Below are 14683 nucleotides of genomic sequence, written 5' to 3' on the forward strand. Positions count from 1 at the left end.
CGCCCTCGCGCGGCGCGCCGGGGCGGTCCGGCACGCGGCTGCCGACCCTGACCATCGACACCCGGATCGGCTTCCGGTCCGCCGAGGACCGCGCCGCCTTCGCCGACGAGCTCACCGCCGCGGTGCTCGACCTGACCGCGAAGTACCACCACGACGACGGACGTCCGCACCGGCTCGTCCTCGCCTCCCACCCCCTACCCGAGGAGAAGAGATGAGCACCACCCCGAACGTCCCGTACCGCCTGCAGTTCACGGTCGAGGTGCCTGGCACGCCCGAGCAGGTCTGGGACGCCATCGCCACCGCCAAGGGCATGAGTGCCTGGTTCCTGCCCACCGAGCTGGAGGAGCACGAAGGCGGCTCGCTGCACTTCTCCATGGGCGCGGAGATGGGCTCGGACGGCGAGGTGACCGCCTGGGAGCCGCCCCACCGCTTCATCTACGAGGAGGACTGGGCCGCGCTCATGGGCAAGGAGCCTGACGAGCTCAGCCCGATGACGTCGGAGTTCCTCGTCGAGGCGCAGTCCGGCGGCACGTGCGTCGTCCGCGTGACCACCAGCGGCTACGGCACCGGCGCCGACTGGGAGTCCGAGTGGTGGGAGCACATGGACCTGAACTGGCGGCCGTGGTTCGAGAACCTGCGCCTGTACCTGTCGCACTTCCCGGGCCAGGAGGCGACGCGGCTCGAGGTCAGCTCGACCCACGCCGGCGACCCGAAGACGTTGTGGGCGACCGTCCACGAGCGGCTCGGCCTGACGGACGTGGGTGACGCCGTGGACGTCCGCGGCTCGGCCGGTGTCGTCGAGCGGATCGGCGACGAGCAGACGCTCGTCCGCCTGACCGACCCGGTCCCCGGGATGCTGAGCCTGTTCACCTACGCGATGGACGACGACGAGGCGCTCGTGGGCGTCCGCGCGTACCTGTTCTCGCCGGACGCCGCCGACTACGTCAAGCGCGAGGAGCCCGCCTGGCAGCAGTGGCTGGACGATCTGCGGAACGAGGCCTGAGGACGAGCCGGCAGGAGAGCCCACCAATCTCGCCCGGCGCGGCTGCGTGGATGGGACGATCCGCTCGTGCGAACGAACCTGCGGCATCGAGTGCTCATCGCGGTGACCGCCTTGGCGGTCCTGGCGGCAGCGGTGGGCATCGCCTGGTGGTGGCGACACCCGTCCAAGACGTTCGAGGGTGGGATCACCATCGGCATGAACGCGGCCATCGGCGAGCGAGTGTGGAACTCGTTGGACGTGGGTCCCGTGGACGAGCCCAGCAGCATCACGATCCGCGGAGTCCGCCCGGACATGGGGGAGGACAACGGTCGCGTCCGCGTCGACTACGCGATCTGCCAGCTCGATCCGGAAGCGGTGAAGCCTCCGCTCGAGGGAGTCGGCTACGGCAGCGGCGACGACGACATGGCCCGCGACTGCACCACGCTGAAGCCCGCTGAAGGCGCAACCATGCGACTCGATGTCGAACCCGGCGACGAGCTCGTGGTCGGCGTGACTCCGACCGCCCTCGGACGCACTGTGCTGCGCGACCACAGGATCGACTTCAGCCAGGGCTGGCAGCGCGGACGAGACACCATCGACGTCCGCCTGGAGGTCACGGGCATCACGGCGGAGCAGGCCGCTGCCGAGCAGGCCGAGTTCGAGGAGTAGGACGCCTACGGTCGGGCGCGTCGCTCAGCCGCCGAGGCCCTGCGCCGCCATCCACGCGGGGTCCGGGTCGACCGGCTGCACGAGCTCGATCACCAGGCCGCCCGGGCCTGCGACCTGCACGCGTCGCTGCCCCCACGGCTCGGTGACCAGCGGCTTGAGCACCCGGACGTCGGCACTCGCGAGGCGCTCGTGGTGACCGTCCACGTCGTCGACGACGAGCGCGAGCATCGCGCCCGCGACGCCGGACACCGGCTCGGGCCACGTCTCCTGGTCGGACCGGACGAAGTCGACGCGGAGCTGGGGATGGTCGGGGTGCTGCGTGCTGACGTACCAGCCGAGGTCGACGAGGACGCCGAACCCCAGCTGCTGCTCGAACCACCGCCCGGCCGCCGTGGGGTCGCCGACCGCGTAGGCCATGCCGACCTGTGTCACCTGCATGCGAGTCCTCTTCCTGTTGGGTCGGGCTATCGGAGCGGAGGCGCCTCGACGGCGTCCGGGCCGTGACCGCGGCGGGCGATCTCGGCGCGGGCGCGCTCGATGCCGCCGTGCTCGAGCGCGGCGACGTCCGACGTCCCCTTCCAGACTAGGCGACCATGTCGCCGCACCGTCACGCGCATGGACGCCCTCAGGTGCTCGATCGCGCCGGCGATGTTGCGTCGTTCGGCGGGCTGCGGGACCGGCAGGACGTGTGCCCGAGCCAGGTCGCCGGTGCCCTCCACGTCGATGCGCCACTGCGCGCTGCGTCCGCGGATGACCCAGCGCTCGTCGGCCACCTCCGCGTGCACCGGCGAGACGACCGGGTCGCCGAGGCGCACCAGGCGTCCGCCGGGCAGGCGCACCACCAGGGCGGTGACGGTCGTTCGCAGCGGGCCGGCGGTCACCTGGCCACCGGCGAAGGCGACGCACACCGACGGGTCGGTGAAGCCCTGCGCCTGGCCCCACCACCACGCGTCCGGGAAGCCGCCCTTGCCCCAGTTCTTCTCGGCGTAGACCGACCAGCCGTCCAGGTCCCAGGTCTCGTCGCCGACGGTGGCGCGTCCGTGCGCGGCGCCGCCGAGCAGCCACGGGTGCCAGTACTGGTTGAGCCCGGGCACGGACTGGAAGACGCTCGACCCGCCCACGCTGCGCCGCGGCCACGGCACGGCGTCGCGGACCTCGACGTCGATGCGGGCGTCCGGGCCGAGGTCGACGTGCAGACGGTCGGGGCTGCCGTGGAAGGCGTCGCCGGAGCGGATCCCGAGCGCGTCCGGCGCCGCCCACCGGCCGGGTGGACGAGCGTGCGCAGCGCCCCGTCCGGGTGCGCCGCGACCCCGAGCGTCGACCAGGTGCCGTCCGCCGCTCGGTTGACGCCGTTGAGGGCGGTCACGACGCGCCCGTCCGTGGGATGGGTGAAGCGCCAGAAGTAGCCCTCCATCGCGACGCCGTGCGCGGGCAGCGGGTCGCCGAAGGGACGGTCGGCGCCGCTGGACCGGTAGGCGCGGCGCACCGACGAGAGCGCGTCGACGAGCAGGGACGTCATACCGAACTGTCGCAGCACCAGGGTGCGCCGGCGAGGACGCAGCTTCATGCGTCCGGGTCGCCCGGGCAGCCACGACGCATGAAGATGCGTGAACGCGGCTCGGCCGACCTCAGACGGTCTTGACGATGTAGACGTCGCAGGGCGCGTGGTGGGCGACGTCCGTCGCCACGCTGCCGAGCAGGCGTCCGATGCCCTGGACCCGGCGGTTGCCGACGACGATCAGGTCGGCGCCCACCTCGTTGGCCACGCTGACCAACGCCTCGCCGGGACGGCCCTGGCGTGGCGACGCGTGCACCTGGGTGGTGATGTCGCTGAGCGAACCGGCGACCCGGGCGGCGATCGCCTCGGCCTGCTCGCCCGGCGTCGTCCCCACGCCCTCGGGCACGTCGACGGACTCCGGGATCGTCCGCCGGTCGTCCACGGCGGAGACGACGTGCAGCACGGCCCCGGTGGTGGCGGCGAGCTCGGCGGCCCGCTGGGCGGCCCTCAGCGCGCTGTCGCTGTCGTCCACACCGACGACGATGTTCTTGAGCATGGGTTCCTCCTCATGACGGTCCGTGAAGGCTAGCGACACGGCCGTGCGACCGACAGGTACGACGCGTTCGTCCTACCCGCCCGAGCCGGACGGAATCGCGGTCGACCCTGTCCGGTTGCGGCCATCCGGGACTACCGTCGGAGCATGTGCAGGAACATCCGCGTGCTCCACAACTTCGAGCCGCCGACGACCGATGACGAGGTGCGCGAGGCCGCGCTGCAGTTCGTCCGGAAGGTCAGCGGCTCGACGAAGCCGTCCCGGGCGAACACCGAGGCGTTCGAGCGGGCGATCGACGAGATCGCGGCCGCGACCCGCCGGATGCTCGACGGCCTGGTGACGAACGCGCCACCGAAGAGTCGCGAGCTCGAGGCGATCAAGGGACGCGCGCGGCACGAGAAGCGGATGGAGCGCGAGGTCCGCCTCCGCACGGCCGGGACGACGGGCGTCGCGTGACCCGGTTCTTCCACGGCACCCGGGCGGAGCTCCGGCCGGGTGACCGCCTGACCGCTGGACGTCCGTCCAACTACCGGCCCGAGCTGGTCATGAACCACGTCTACTTCACCGCGCTGCTCGACGGGGCCGGCCTCGCCGCCGAGATCGCCGCCATGCTCGGACCGGACGACGCGGAACCGCACGTGTACGTCGTCGAGCCCACCGGCCCGTACGAGGACGACCCGAACGTCACGGACAAGAAGTTCCCCGGCAACCCGACGCGGTCGTACCGGACGAGTGAGCCCCTGGTCGTGATCGAGGAGGTCACCGACTGGACGCGGCTGACCCCGGAGGCGCTCGCGGACTGGGCGGACCGGCTCGCCGTCCTGCTCGAGAACCGCGCCGAGATCATCAACTAGCCCGACGACCACAGCCCGGCCACCGAACGTGCGGCCCTCGGGATTCCTGACATCCTCGTCGGAACCTTGCGACCGCAGCGCCGCGTCGCGCTGCCGCTCGACGGGAGGACAGCTGTGACGACCCGGACCGATCTCCCGACGTTGCGACGCAGGCTGGAGGTCGGGCGGCTCCTGAGCGGCTCGCTCCTGGAGCTCGGGATCAAGGCCTACGGCGCGGCCGCGGTGGTGAGCGTCCTGATCAGCGACGCGGAGACCACGGTCGGCAAGGCCCACGCGGCCGTCGCCGCCGTGCCCTCGCTCGCGGAGAAGTACCACGACGTGAAGTACGTGCTCGACCACCGCGAGGAGATCCAAGGCGCCATCGACTACCTGGACCGCGAGACGCCGTCGCAGGCCGAGCTCCAGCAGGCGGCCGACGAGGGGGCGGCGACGCTGCGGGACGTCGAGAGCACGCTCGACTCGGTCGGGCAGGCGCGGGACGCGGTGACCGACCTGGACCTGCGCGAGGCGGCCGGGCACGTCGAGGACGCCTGGAGCGGGCGGCCCGACCTGGACTCGTTACGCGATCTCGCCGACACGGCCGAGCAGCTCGGCCCGCTCGCGGAGCAGGCCGGCGTGCTGGTACCGGTCTACTACAGCGGCTTCTCGTCCGCGTCCGACAACCTCGCCAGTGACGAGATCGTGAGCACGGTCCTCGTCATCGTCCTGACCCTGGTGATCGCGTCGGTCCTCGGACGAGCGGTCGGGTTCTGGGTCCGCCGCGGTCGGCCGGGGATCGTCGCCCAGGCCCTCCAGCAGCTCGGCGCACGCGTCTTCCGGCGCTGGTACGTCCGCAACCTGCCCTTCGCCGTCGGACCGGAGGTCTACGCCGCCGCCCGCGAGCACGTCCAGCGCGACATCGCTGCCGACCCCGACGGTGCGCTGGACCAAGAGACGCTCCGGGCGCTCGAGCAGCACTTCGCGCGTCGGCGAGCCGAGCACGCGCCCTGAGACGGGGGTCCGCGGCAAGCACGGCCCGAGGTCATCGACGGACGAGCAACCCGGCGATCAGGATCCCCGTGGCGAGGATGATCGCCGGCGCCAGGGTGACCAGCAGCGCGTCCACGACCCGTTCCTGCCCCGTCGTCGCCCGGTGATCACCCGTCGCGTGCGGGGCGAACCGGCTCCCCGCGCCCCAGAGGGCACCGAGCTGGGTGGCGAGCCAGTTGGCGTAGGTGCCGTAGACGAGCAGCACGACCGCGACCACGTCCCACAGACGCGACAGCGCGAGTCGCGGCCACAGCAGGCCGGCCAGGACGAGGAACGGTCCGTTCGTCATGCCCTGGAGGTGGCTGACCACGCCCATCCGCGGGTTCTTCAGCACCGGGACGGCCAGCCCGGTCAGCAGACCGAGCAGGAAGAGCACCAGACCCGCGACCAGCAGAAAGTCCTGCACGTGACCACGCTAGGCGCCTGGACGCCGTCCCGGACCGCGTTGCGGACTGTGTGCGGGGCGTCGTCGGCTCAGCCGGTCTGGCCCTCTTCGCGGCTCTCAGCGACCCGGTGCGGGATCCGCAGCAGCCGGATGCCGGTGACCAGGACGATCCCGCCGACGAGGTTTCCGAAGACGGACCAGCCGAGCGCGCCCAGCCAGTCGAGGTAGTCGTAGTCGGCGTCGCCGGTCAGCAGGCCCGCGAACATGAGGATCGAGTCGAGCACCGAGTGGAAGAGCTGGGCCCCGACGAGGACGAACGACATCATGATCGCCGGCACCAGACGCACCCCCATGCTCTCCGTGCCGTGCTGCATCCGGGTCAGGAGCGTGATCACCGCGCCGGCGAGCACGGCCAGGAAGAACGACCGCCACGACACCCCCAGGTGCGCGTAGTGGGAGCCGGCCTCGACCGCCGCGGTCCGCACGTCGGGCAGGGCAACGACGATCATCCCGGCCATCGCGAAGCCGCCGACCAGGTTTGCCGCCAGCGAGACGACCCACAGTCGCATCAGCTGCGCGAACGTCCCGACCTTGGCCACGACCGCCGTCACCGGCAGCAGGAAGTTCTCCGTGAACAGCTCGCTCTTGGCCAGCAGCAGCGCCACGAAGCCGACGGTGAACGCGAGGGACGCCAGCAGGTGGTCGCCGGTCTCGGCGTCGACCACGAGGTACGCGAGCACGCCGACCCCGACGTCGACGCCACCCAGCAGGCCGGTCGAGACCAGGGCGAGCAACGGCCGGTCGAGCCGCTCGTGCCCCTCGTCGACCAGACGCTCGTAGGCCTCCTCCAGCTCGGGCTCCTCGCGGGCGCCCTTCGGCGCGACGACGTCGCCGGACCCGCCGCTCGGCCGGCTCACGAGCGGGTCCGGTGTCCGGGCGCGGTGGAGCTCATGGCGTCACGCTACGTCCGCCGACCGGCTCTTGCCCGGGGACGCGGCACCGTCGCGCCCCTACGCGGCGGGCTCCTCCCACCACAGGCGGCTGGCCACCAGGTCGAAGGTCTCCAGGTCGATCTGGTCGAACGGAGCGCCGAAGGCGGTGGCCCGGACCGTCAGCATCCGGCCGGAGTCCGGGTGCACGACGTAGTAGGTCAGCACCTCGCCACCGTCCTCGGCCTTCGAGCGAACACGGACGGCCGCGTACCCGGCGGCGTGCTCGATCTCCTCCGCGTTCCCCGCGACGCGACGGCGCAGTCCCTCGAGCGACGGATCACCACGCTCCTCGTCCGGCGGCCACCCGAACAGCAGGACCGTGGACGGCTCGCTCCGGAGGCGGACGTCGAGCAGCGTCCCGCCCCGCTCGATCGCCTCGGTCAGCCAGGACGCCGCGTCGTCGGTACGCGCCTCCAGCTCGTCCTTGGCCTTGTCGACCTGCCGTTCGTCGGTCAGATCTGCCCTCATCCACTCACCGGGAAGGGCGTACGTGACTCTCGGCAGGTCGGTGCGGGCGGTCGCCACCGGCAGCTCGGGGTCGTCGCCGCCGCAGCCTGCCAGCGCCGTGACCAGCAGGAAGGACGCCATGGCACCCGCGAGGCGGCCCCTCGCCGCGTCCCCTCGACGCACCGTCACCGCGGATCGACGCAGTCGTAGAGCTCTCCGGCGAAGGGCGAGACCTCGACCTTCTCGCCCCAGTCCCACCAGCCCGGATCCTGGGGCGCTTCCAGGTCGAACATCGACGCAGTGTACGTACCGACCGGGCCCAGCAGTCGTCCTTCGGAGTCCAGGGCGAACACGACAGGACCCTCGATCGTGTCGAAGTCGCCGGAAGCGTCCTCGCCGCCCATGACGGTCGAGACGTTCACGGCCATCAACCGCTCGGCGCCGAACCGACGGTCATCGGCCGGCAGCGTCGCCTCCTGGGCTCCGATCAGCTCGATGCGCGAGATGAACGCGCCCTCTTCACCGTCGGGCGAGACCGGCCGAAAGTTCTCGCGTGCACCAGCCATGACCTGCTCGACCACCGCCACGTCCGCGTCTGTGCACTCCCCGACGCTCGGTTGTCCAGTGGTGCCGCCACCGCCGCATGCGGCCATCGTCGCGCACACCAGCAGCAAGGACCCTGCCGTCCCGAACGGCCATCCACGCATCGGCCTCGTCCCTTCACGTCCACCGTCACCTCTGACCCGCCTCGTCATGCGGTCGGATCGACGCAGTCGTAGAGCTCGTAGTAGTAGTCGGACCCCTCGGCCTTCTGCCCCCACTCGATCCAACCCGCGTCCTCGGGCGCAGGAAAGTCGAAGAAGGACGCCGAGTACGTGCCGACAGGGCCGAGCACGTCACCGTCAGCGTCCAGGGCCAGCGAGACGTCGACCGCCACCCTTCCGATGCCGTCGGACGCGTCTGCCCCGCCGAACACCGCGTCGACCGACAGCAGCACCAGCCGGTCGGCTCCGAACTTCCGGTCCGCCTTCGGAAGGCGACCCACGACGCTTCCGACCAGCTCTACGTGATCGATCTGAGCTGCCGTGGCGCCGTCGGGGAACTCCGGCCGGAAGTTCGTCCGCGCACCGGCCATGACCTGCTCGAGCACAGACTCGTCCGGCTCCACGCACCCCGGCCCATCGTCCGCGCAAGCGCCGCATCCCAACAGCACCATCGCGCCGCAAGCCAGCCGCAGTCCTCGCCCGCCCACCTCAGGCCTCACCGACGCAGCCGAGGATGACCCCTGCCGAGTGGGACTCCCGCAAGCGGTCGCCCCACGCGAGCCAGCCGGGGTCACGCGGAACCGGGAGGTCGAACGCCGACGCGCTGAACGAGTCCACCGGACCGAGCAGCTTCCCGTCCTCGTCCAGGGCGAACAGGACTCGTCCCTTCGCGCGCTGGATGTCACCGGACGAGCCCTGGCCACCGAAGGCGGTCCACACGAGAAGGACGACGGCCTGGTCCGCCCCGAACCGGCGCTTCTCGGCGGGCAACCGAGCTGCTCCGGCCTCGACGAGCTCGATGTCGGCGATGCGGACCTGGCTGCGTCCGCGGGGCGTGACGGGATGGAAGTTCTCGCGGGCGCTGTCCATGATCTGCTCCACCACCGCCTCGTCCGCGTCTGTGCACTCCCCGACGCTCGGCTCGCCAGAGCCACCGCCGCTCCCGCACCCCGCCAGCACCGCGGCCAGCAGGCAGGACATCGCGATCCCGACACGACGTCGTCCACCTGGTGCGGCTGCGTGCACCTCGTGCTCCTCGTCGGTCACCGTCGGTTCGGGTTCACGCACCGGAACACCTCGTCCCCGAGGGACGAGGTCTCGAGCTCGCCTCCCCACGCCAGGAACTCGCGGTCCTGCGGAACGTCAAGGTCGAAGTGGGCCGCCGTGTACTCACCGGCCGGGCCGATCAGCTTTCCGTCGTCGTCCAGCAGGAACGCAAGCGGTTCGGTCGTCCCGCGGGTATCCCCCGAAGCCTCCTCGTCCCCGAACCTCACGGAGACCAGGAGGACGGCGAGCTGTTCTGCCCCGAACCTGCGGTCAGCCGGGGGCAACGTCCCCACCGCCGCGTCCTTGAGCTCGAGACGTTCGACGAACACTCCCTGCTGTCCGTCCACGACGGGCCGGAAGTTCTCGCGCGCCCCAGCCATGATCTGCTTCACCACCGCCTCGTCGGGCTCGGCGCACTCATCGCCGGCCTTGTCCGGTGCCGCCGCGCAAGCCCCGGCCAACGCCGACAGCGCGATCAAAACTCCCACGAGACGCCTACTCATCGTCCTCGTCCCACCACAGGCCGCTGACCACGAAGTCATAGTCCTCCACATCGGAATCGTCGAAGCGGCCGTTGAAGGCCGTGACCCGAACGAGCAGCATTCGACCGGACCTTGGATGGACGACGGTGTACGTCAAGACGTCCGTTCCGTCCGGCTCGGACCGGACCCTCGCACACGGATAACCGACTGCGTGGTCGACGACCTCCGCGTCGCGGCGTGCTCGGTCGCGCAGGCCGTACATTGAGGCGTCTTCGCTCTGATCGTCGGGCGGCCACGCGATCAGCACGACTACGGAAAGCGTCGCCCGAACGCGGACCATCAGCACGACGCCGCCGAGAGCTCTCGCCCGCGCCACCCATGAGGTCGCGTCGTCCTCGAGGTCTTCGACAAGGTTCGCCAGCTCGCAGACGTGCCTCGGGTCATCAAGGTCGACCCGGACCCATTCGCCGGGAAGAGCTAACGCGACATCCGGATGCTCGGTTCGGGACATCATCGGCGCACCTTCTGGTCGAGAAACTCGAACTGTGACCAGTCAAAGGACTCCAATCCGTGGGCCGCCACGGGGTCCTCGGTCGTCGAGTCGACAGTGACCTGTGCGCCAGCAGCGCGTCGGGTGCCCAGGCCGTCCTGCAGGGCGGTCAGGATGTCGGGGCTGGTGTGGTAGTTGACGATCTGCTCCTCGCTCCTGCCAAGGCCGCCAGCCTTCAAGGCCTGGGCGTAGTTGCCTGCTCCGATGCTGGCAGCGTTGAACACCCTCGCCGGCCGCCCCGTCGCAATGCTGGCGATGCTGGCGAGAGATCCGCCCAAGGAATGGCCCGTGTAGTCGACGTCCTGGCCCTTGAACCGCGGGTCGCGAGCCACCTCGTGCGCCACCTCGATCGCGCGGCGTGCTTGGCGCGTCGGCAGCTCCGCGGCGTTGAACGCGTCAGTCTGCCAGTCCTCCAGCGACTCCGGGTTCGTTCCGCGGTACGCCACCACCACAGTGTCTGTCCCTGCCGCGCGACCCTGGCGTGCGCCGTCGTGAGGGTCTGCTGCAGCTGCTCGATCGCGGCGACCAGGTCGTCCTGGCCGGTGGCCGCGGACGCCTGCGTGAGGGCAGCCTCGGCTCCCCGCGTCTCGGCGGCGACGACGTCGGCAAGGTGCCTGGTCCCCCGACCCAAGGCGCGGACTGCGTCGGCGTCGACGTGCAGGTCTACGGCGCGAAGGTAGCAGACCAGGAGGCCGGGCGCGCGGCTCGCGGATCGCATGTGGACGGACGTCCGGCACGGGTGCTGGCACCCTCCGGTGAAGTGGCAACGGCACCGGCCGGTTGACAGGTTACTGGCTCACCGCCCGACGGCGACAGGCCTCACACGTTGAAGCGGAACTCCACGACGTCGCCGTCGGCCATCACGTAGTCCTTGCCCTCCATGCGCACCTTGCCGGCGGCCTTGGCGGCGTTCATGTTCCCGGCCTCGACCAGGTCGTCGTACGAGACGATCTCGGCCTTGATGAAGCCGCGCTGGAAGTCGGTGTGGATGACGCCGGCGGCCTCGGGCGCGGTCGCGCCCTTCTTGATCGTCCAGGCGCGCGCCTCCTTCGGGCCCGCCGTCAGGTACGTCTGCAGGCCGAGCGTGTCGAAGCCGACGCGCGCGAGGGCGTCCAGGCCGGGCTCGGTGATGCCCATCTCGTCGAGCATCTGGGCGCGCAGCTCCCGGGACTCCTCGTCGTCGCCGAGCTCGGCCAGCTCGGCCTCGCTCTTGGCGTCCAGGAAGATCGCCTCGGCCGGCGCGACGATCTCGCGCATCCTGGCCTTGAGGTCCTCGTCGGCGAGCTCGTCGAGGTCGCAGTTGAAGACGTACAGCAGCTTCTTGCCGGTCAGCAGGTGCAGGTCGCGCAGCAGCTCCAGGTCCAGGCCGGCCTGGAAGACGCCGGTGCCCGCCTCGAGCACCTCCTTGGCCTTCTGCACCTCGGCGAGCTGGGCGGCCAGCGACTTGTCGCGGCGCGCGTCCTTCTCCAGCCGCGGCAGCGCCTTCTCGACGGTCTGCAGGTCGGCGAGGATCAGCTCGGTCGAGATCGTCTCGATGTCGCTGCCCGGGTCGACCTTGCCGTCGACGTGCGTGACGTCCTCGTCACGGAAGACGCGCGTGACCTGGCAGATGGCGTCGGACTCGCGGATGTGGCTGAGGAACGCGTTGCCCATGCCCTCGCCCTCGGACGCGCCGCGGACGATGCCGGCGATGTCCACGAACTGCACCGTCGCGGGCAGGATCTTCTCCGACCCGAAGATCTCGGCCAGCTTGTCGAGCCGCGAGTCGGGGACGCCGACCACGCCGACGTTCGGCTCGATCGTCGCGAACGGGTAGTTCGCCGCGAGGACGTCGTTCTTGGTCAGGGCGTTGAAGAGCGTCGACTTGCCTGCGTTCGGGAGTCCGACGATGCCGATGGTGAGTGCCACGGGAGGCAAGCCTACGCGTCGCGGCCCGCCTGCCACTCGTCGCGGGTGACGTGGAACATCAGCGACTCGCCGCCGTACCAGGGGTCCGGACGCACGCCGAGCTCGCGCAGCCCGAGCCGGCGCGCGACGGCGGCCGACGGGGCGTTGTCGGCGAACATGTCGCACCACAGGTTGCCGACCAGCGGCAGGACGTGGTCGAGCAGCGCGGACGCCGCCTCGGTGACGTACCCGTGGCCGACGCTGTCGGGGTGCAGGTGCCAGCCGATCTGCTTCTCGCCGTGCTGGGCCTTCGGCAGCGGGACGCACATGATCGTCCCGGCCACGAGGCCGGTCTCGCGCACCTCGATGGCCAGGCCGACGTCGCGCTCGTCCTTCTCGTGGACCTGGTGCCAGTTGGCGATCCAGGCCCGGGCCTCGTCCAGGTCGGCCATCGGCGTCCACGGCGGGTCGTCCAGCCAGCGGATCACCTCGAGCCGCGAGTGGATGTCGAGCACGCGCTCCGCGTCCGCCTCGGTGTAGGGGCGCAGGACGAGCCGTTCGGTCTCGATGATCACGCCGTCGAGCGTAAACGCCTGCGCGCCTGCGTCCGCGGCTGCCACGATGCGGCCATGACTGCTGAGGGGAACCGGGTGGTGACGACGGCCGTCGTGTCCGTCCTCGTCCTGGTGGTGGTCACACCGGTCGCGTTCGTGCCCGCGTACATGCTCAACGAGTCGCCGTCCGTCGGCGACCACCTGCAGTTCGTCGGTCCCGTCCTGGCCGCGGCGCTCCTCGTCGGCCTGGCGTGCGGGACGGTCATCGGCCTGCGAGCGGACGTCCCGGAGGCGCGGGCGGTCCCCGGCGGCCTGCTCGCGGGCCTGGCACCGCCGCTCCTGGCCGGGCCGACCTGGGTCTTCTCGATCATGCCGTTCGACCGCTGGGACGACCCCCTCCAGGACACCACGCTGCAGAACGCCACGCTGTCGCTCGCATCCCTCCTGGCCGGCGGCGCGTGCCTGTGGGGCGCCTCCCGCCTGCTCCGCGACGAGCGGATCCCCTGGTGGTGACGTCCCGCGCGTCGTCGGTGATCGTCCTGACGCTCGCGCTCAGCAGTGCGGTGCTGGTCGCGGTCGCACCGTGGTTGTTCGTCTCGACGTTCTTCATGAGCGACGCCGCGGACGGCGGAGGGCCGGCCGGGCCGCTCGCGCTCGTCGCCCTGGGCGCCGGGCTGGTCGCCGGCGTCCTGTCCCGTGTGGTGCTGAAGGTGCCGCTCGTGCGCGCCGTCGTGGCCGGCGTGCTGGTGGCCGCCGCTCCCCCGCTCGTCGTCGGTCCGGTCGTGGCGCTGCTCACCGGCGGCGTCGCTGACCTGCCCGGTCACGTCCTCGGCGTCGCCCTGCTCGGCGGGCTCGCCGTCCTGTCCTACTGCGCCGGTCGCAACCTCCTCGAGGACGACTGACGGTGCGTCCTGGGCCGACGCTCGTCGTGATCGCGGCCGCGACGGCGGTCGTCGTGGTTCCCGTCGGCGTCCTGACCACGGTCTTCGTGCTGGCCTTCGCGGACGACGTGCCCTGGTACCGGCACGTCCTGGTCGGGCTCGCGTGTCTCGTGCCCACCGTGGTCGTGGGGCTGTTCGCCGGGGCGATGCGTCCCCGTGACGCATCCGCCCACCGCGGCGACCTCGGATGCCTGCTCGCCGCGGTCGGGACGCTGCTCGTGCTCGCTCCGTCCTGGGCGCTGTGGTGGACGACGCAGCGTGGTCTCGACGGCAGCCGGCCCGACCCGTCCGGCCCGTGGGTCGCGGCCACGATCATGACCGTGGCCGGCGTCGCTCTCCTCGCCCTGGCGCACAGGCTCCTGTCCCCTGGGCCCGCCGGTAGCCTCGGGCCATGAGCGTCATCAAGATCAACGCGATCACCGTGCCCGCCGACTCCGGCGACGAGCTCGCCCACCGCTTCGCCGCCCGCGGCGGGGCCATGGACGGCACGCCGGGCTTCGAGGGCTTCGAGCTGCTCAAGCCGACCGACGACCGCAACGTCTGGCTGGTCATCACGCGCTGGGCCGACGAGGAGTCGTTCCAGGCGTGGACGGCGTCGGAGTCGTTCGGCCGCAGCCACGGCCACGGCGGCGCGGACGCGGGTGCGCACGGCGGCGGCACCGACGAGAACGGCGAGGGACACCGCCGCAAGCCGGTCGGCACCGGCGCCGAGCTCTGGTCGTACGAGACGGCCATCGACCGCCGCCCCTGACCCACCTTCATGCAGCGCCTCACCCAGGCCCGGCTCCCCCGAGATTCGTGAGGAAATGCACCACGTCCGCGTCGAACGCGGTCGGCTTCTTCACACATCTCGGCAGCGCGCGGCTCGGGTGAGCTCCACGTCCGGGGTTCTGTCGGTGGGGGCGGGCATCCTGACGCCATGGATGCCTTCCCCCTCCTGCTGACCGCCGTCCTCGCGCTCGCTGCCGGCATCGGCCTGGGCCTGGCGATCGGACGCCGTCAGGCCCCGTCCCGTCCCCGCCGTCGTCGCCACCCCCGGGCCGCCCGAG

The 14683-nt window shown here is 71.4% G+C and carries 23 protein-coding genes and 2 pseudogenes; 11 read left to right on the forward strand and 14 right to left on the reverse strand.

Annotated features, from left to right (window positions below):
* From AC2W7G_RS02605 to AC2W7G_RS02615, 3 genes and pseudogenes are all read left to right on the forward strand, one after another.
* Window positions 1–215 (forward strand): annotated as a pseudogene (locus tag AC2W7G_RS02605) (ArsR family transcriptional regulator); the annotation flags it as partial.
* Window positions 212–1003, forward strand: coding sequence for an SRPBCC family protein (locus AC2W7G_RS02610; protein WP_485867065.1), 792 nt, complete (start codon window positions 212–214; stop codon window positions 1001–1003). The pseudogene AC2W7G_RS02605 and the gene AC2W7G_RS02610, both read left to right, overlap by 4 nt.
* Window positions 1004–1093: 90 nt before the next feature.
* On the forward strand, window positions 1094–1651 hold the full coding sequence (locus AC2W7G_RS02615) for a hypothetical protein (RefSeq protein WP_485867066.1): 558 nt from the start codon (window positions 1094–1096) through the stop codon (window positions 1649–1651).
* Window positions 1652–1675: 24 nt separating this feature from the next.
* Here AC2W7G_RS02615 and AC2W7G_RS02620 read toward each other — a convergent pair whose 3' ends face one another.
* From AC2W7G_RS02620 to AC2W7G_RS02630, 3 genes are all read right to left on the reverse strand, one after another.
* Window positions 1676–2089 carry a VOC family protein gene (locus AC2W7G_RS02620; RefSeq protein WP_485867067.1) on the reverse strand — a complete coding sequence of 138 codons (414 nt, stop codon included), beginning with the start codon at window positions 2087–2089 and terminating at the stop codon, window positions 1676–1678.
* Between the two features lie 26 nt (window positions 2090–2115).
* Complete coding sequence (locus AC2W7G_RS02625) at window positions 2116–2793, reverse strand: tocopherol cyclase family protein (RefSeq protein ID WP_485867068.1); 678 nt, start codon at window positions 2791–2793, stop codon at window positions 2116–2118.
* A 486-nt stretch (window positions 2794–3279) separates the two neighbouring features.
* A complete protein-coding gene (locus AC2W7G_RS02630) occupies window positions 3280–3705 on the reverse strand; it encodes a universal stress protein (protein ID WP_485867069.1) in 426 nt (141 codons plus the stop codon).
* Window positions 3706–3849: 144 nt separating this feature from the next.
* Here AC2W7G_RS02630 and AC2W7G_RS02635 point away from each other — a divergent pair, with 144 nt between their 5' ends.
* The 3 genes from AC2W7G_RS02635 (at window position 3850) to AC2W7G_RS02645 (ending at window position 5546) form a co-directional block, all read left to right on the forward strand.
* Window positions 3850–4158 (forward strand): DUF2277 domain-containing protein, encoded by a 309-nt coding sequence (locus AC2W7G_RS02635; RefSeq protein WP_485867070.1) that lies wholly within the window; start codon window positions 3850–3852, stop codon window positions 4156–4158.
* A complete protein-coding gene (gene arr, locus AC2W7G_RS02640; protein WP_485867071.1) occupies window positions 4155–4556 on the forward strand; it encodes an NAD(+)--rifampin ADP-ribosyltransferase in 402 nt (133 codons plus the stop codon). Before AC2W7G_RS02635 ends, arr begins: the two co-directional genes overlap by 4 nt.
* A 141-nt stretch (window positions 4557–4697) precedes the next feature.
* Window positions 4698–5546: a hypothetical protein gene (locus AC2W7G_RS02645; RefSeq protein WP_485867072.1), complete on the forward strand. Its 849-nt coding sequence runs from the start codon at window positions 4698–4700 to the stop codon at window positions 5544–5546.
* Between the two features lie 31 nt (window positions 5547–5577).
* On the opposite strand, the gene AC2W7G_RS02650 is transcribed toward AC2W7G_RS02645, so the two are convergent.
* The 9 genes and pseudogenes from AC2W7G_RS02650 to AC2W7G_RS02690 all read right to left on the reverse strand — a co-directional run.
* Window positions 5578–5991: a hypothetical protein gene (locus tag AC2W7G_RS02650; protein ID WP_485867073.1), complete on the reverse strand. Its 414-nt coding sequence runs from the start codon at window positions 5989–5991 to the stop codon at window positions 5578–5580.
* Window positions 5992–6059: 68 nt separating this feature from the next.
* Window positions 6060–6887: a formate/nitrite transporter family protein gene (locus tag AC2W7G_RS02655; protein ID WP_485867074.1), complete on the reverse strand. Its 828-nt coding sequence runs from the start codon at window positions 6885–6887 to the stop codon at window positions 6060–6062.
* Between the two features lie 93 nt (window positions 6888–6980).
* Window positions 6981–7550 carry a hypothetical protein gene (locus AC2W7G_RS02660; protein ID WP_485867075.1) on the reverse strand — a complete coding sequence of 190 codons (570 nt, stop codon included), beginning with the start codon at window positions 7548–7550 and terminating at the stop codon, window positions 6981–6983.
* A gap of 44 nt (window positions 7551–7594) precedes the next feature.
* The gene (locus AC2W7G_RS02665; RefSeq protein ID WP_485867076.1) at window positions 7595–7990 is read right to left on the reverse strand and encodes a hypothetical protein; all 396 of its coding nucleotides are present in this window, start codon (window positions 7988–7990) and stop codon (window positions 7595–7597) included.
* A gap of 170 nt (window positions 7991–8160) precedes the next feature.
* Window positions 8161–8577: a hypothetical protein gene (locus AC2W7G_RS02670; RefSeq protein ID WP_485867077.1), complete on the reverse strand. Its 417-nt coding sequence runs from the start codon at window positions 8575–8577 to the stop codon at window positions 8161–8163.
* A gap of 85 nt (window positions 8578–8662) precedes the next feature.
* Window positions 8663–9058 carry a hypothetical protein gene (locus tag AC2W7G_RS02675; protein ID WP_485867078.1) on the reverse strand — a complete coding sequence of 132 codons (396 nt, stop codon included), beginning with the start codon at window positions 9056–9058 and terminating at the stop codon, window positions 8663–8665.
* A gap of 158 nt (window positions 9059–9216) precedes the next feature.
* Entirely contained in the window at window positions 9217–9723 is a 507-nt protein-coding gene (locus AC2W7G_RS02680) for a hypothetical protein (RefSeq protein WP_485867079.1), read from the reverse strand.
* Window positions 9716–10216: a hypothetical protein gene (locus AC2W7G_RS02685; RefSeq protein ID WP_485867080.1), complete on the reverse strand. Its 501-nt coding sequence runs from the start codon at window positions 10214–10216 to the stop codon at window positions 9716–9718. The genes AC2W7G_RS02680 and AC2W7G_RS02685 overlap by 8 nt, the downstream gene beginning before the upstream one ends.
* A pseudogene (locus AC2W7G_RS02690) lies at window positions 10213–10707 on the reverse strand (Tle-like phospholipase domain-containing protein); the annotation flags it as partial. The gene AC2W7G_RS02685 and the pseudogene AC2W7G_RS02690, both read right to left, overlap by 4 nt.
* 26 nt (window positions 10708–10733) lie before the next feature.
* Here AC2W7G_RS02690 and AC2W7G_RS02695 point away from each other — a divergent pair.
* Window positions 10734–11036, forward strand: a complete 303-nt coding sequence (locus AC2W7G_RS02695; RefSeq protein WP_485867087.1) for a hypothetical protein — start codon at window positions 10734–10736, stop codon at window positions 11034–11036.
* Window positions 11037–11071: 35 nt separating this feature from the next.
* Here the strand turns inward: AC2W7G_RS02695 and ychF are convergent, their stop codons facing one another.
* A complete protein-coding gene (gene ychF, locus AC2W7G_RS02700) occupies window positions 11072–12160 on the reverse strand; it encodes a redox-regulated ATPase YchF (protein ID WP_485867081.1) in 1089 nt (362 codons plus the stop codon).
* 11 nt (window positions 12161–12171) lie between these two features.
* The gene (locus AC2W7G_RS02705) at window positions 12172–12714 is read right to left on the reverse strand and encodes a GNAT family N-acetyltransferase (RefSeq protein WP_485867082.1); all 543 of its coding nucleotides are present in this window, start codon (window positions 12712–12714) and stop codon (window positions 12172–12174) included.
* 54 nt (window positions 12715–12768) lie between these two features.
* Here AC2W7G_RS02705 and AC2W7G_RS02710 point away from each other — a divergent pair, with 54 nt between their 5' ends.
* The 4 genes from AC2W7G_RS02710 to AC2W7G_RS02725 are packed head-to-tail and all read left to right on the forward strand — an operon-like array spanning window position 12769 to window position 14385.
* Window positions 12769–13206 carry a hypothetical protein gene (locus AC2W7G_RS02710; protein WP_485867083.1) on the forward strand — a complete coding sequence of 146 codons (438 nt, stop codon included), beginning with the start codon at window positions 12769–12771 and terminating at the stop codon, window positions 13204–13206.
* Window positions 13200–13595: a hypothetical protein gene (locus tag AC2W7G_RS02715; protein WP_485867084.1), complete on the forward strand. Its 396-nt coding sequence runs from the start codon at window positions 13200–13202 to the stop codon at window positions 13593–13595. Before AC2W7G_RS02710 ends, AC2W7G_RS02715 begins: the two co-directional genes overlap by 7 nt.
* A 26-nt stretch (window positions 13596–13621) precedes the next feature.
* Window positions 13622–14029 (forward strand): hypothetical protein, encoded by a 408-nt coding sequence (locus tag AC2W7G_RS02720; protein ID WP_485867085.1) that lies wholly within the window; start codon window positions 13622–13624, stop codon window positions 14027–14029.
* Complete coding sequence (locus AC2W7G_RS02725) at window positions 14026–14385, forward strand: antibiotic biosynthesis monooxygenase family protein (protein WP_485867086.1); 360 nt, start codon at window positions 14026–14028, stop codon at window positions 14383–14385. Before AC2W7G_RS02720 ends, AC2W7G_RS02725 begins: the two co-directional genes overlap by 4 nt.
* Window positions 14386–14683 lie beyond the last annotated feature (298 nt).

The sequence above is a fragment of the Aeromicrobium sp. PFPM2_SD2 genome, from assembly GCF_057364525.1.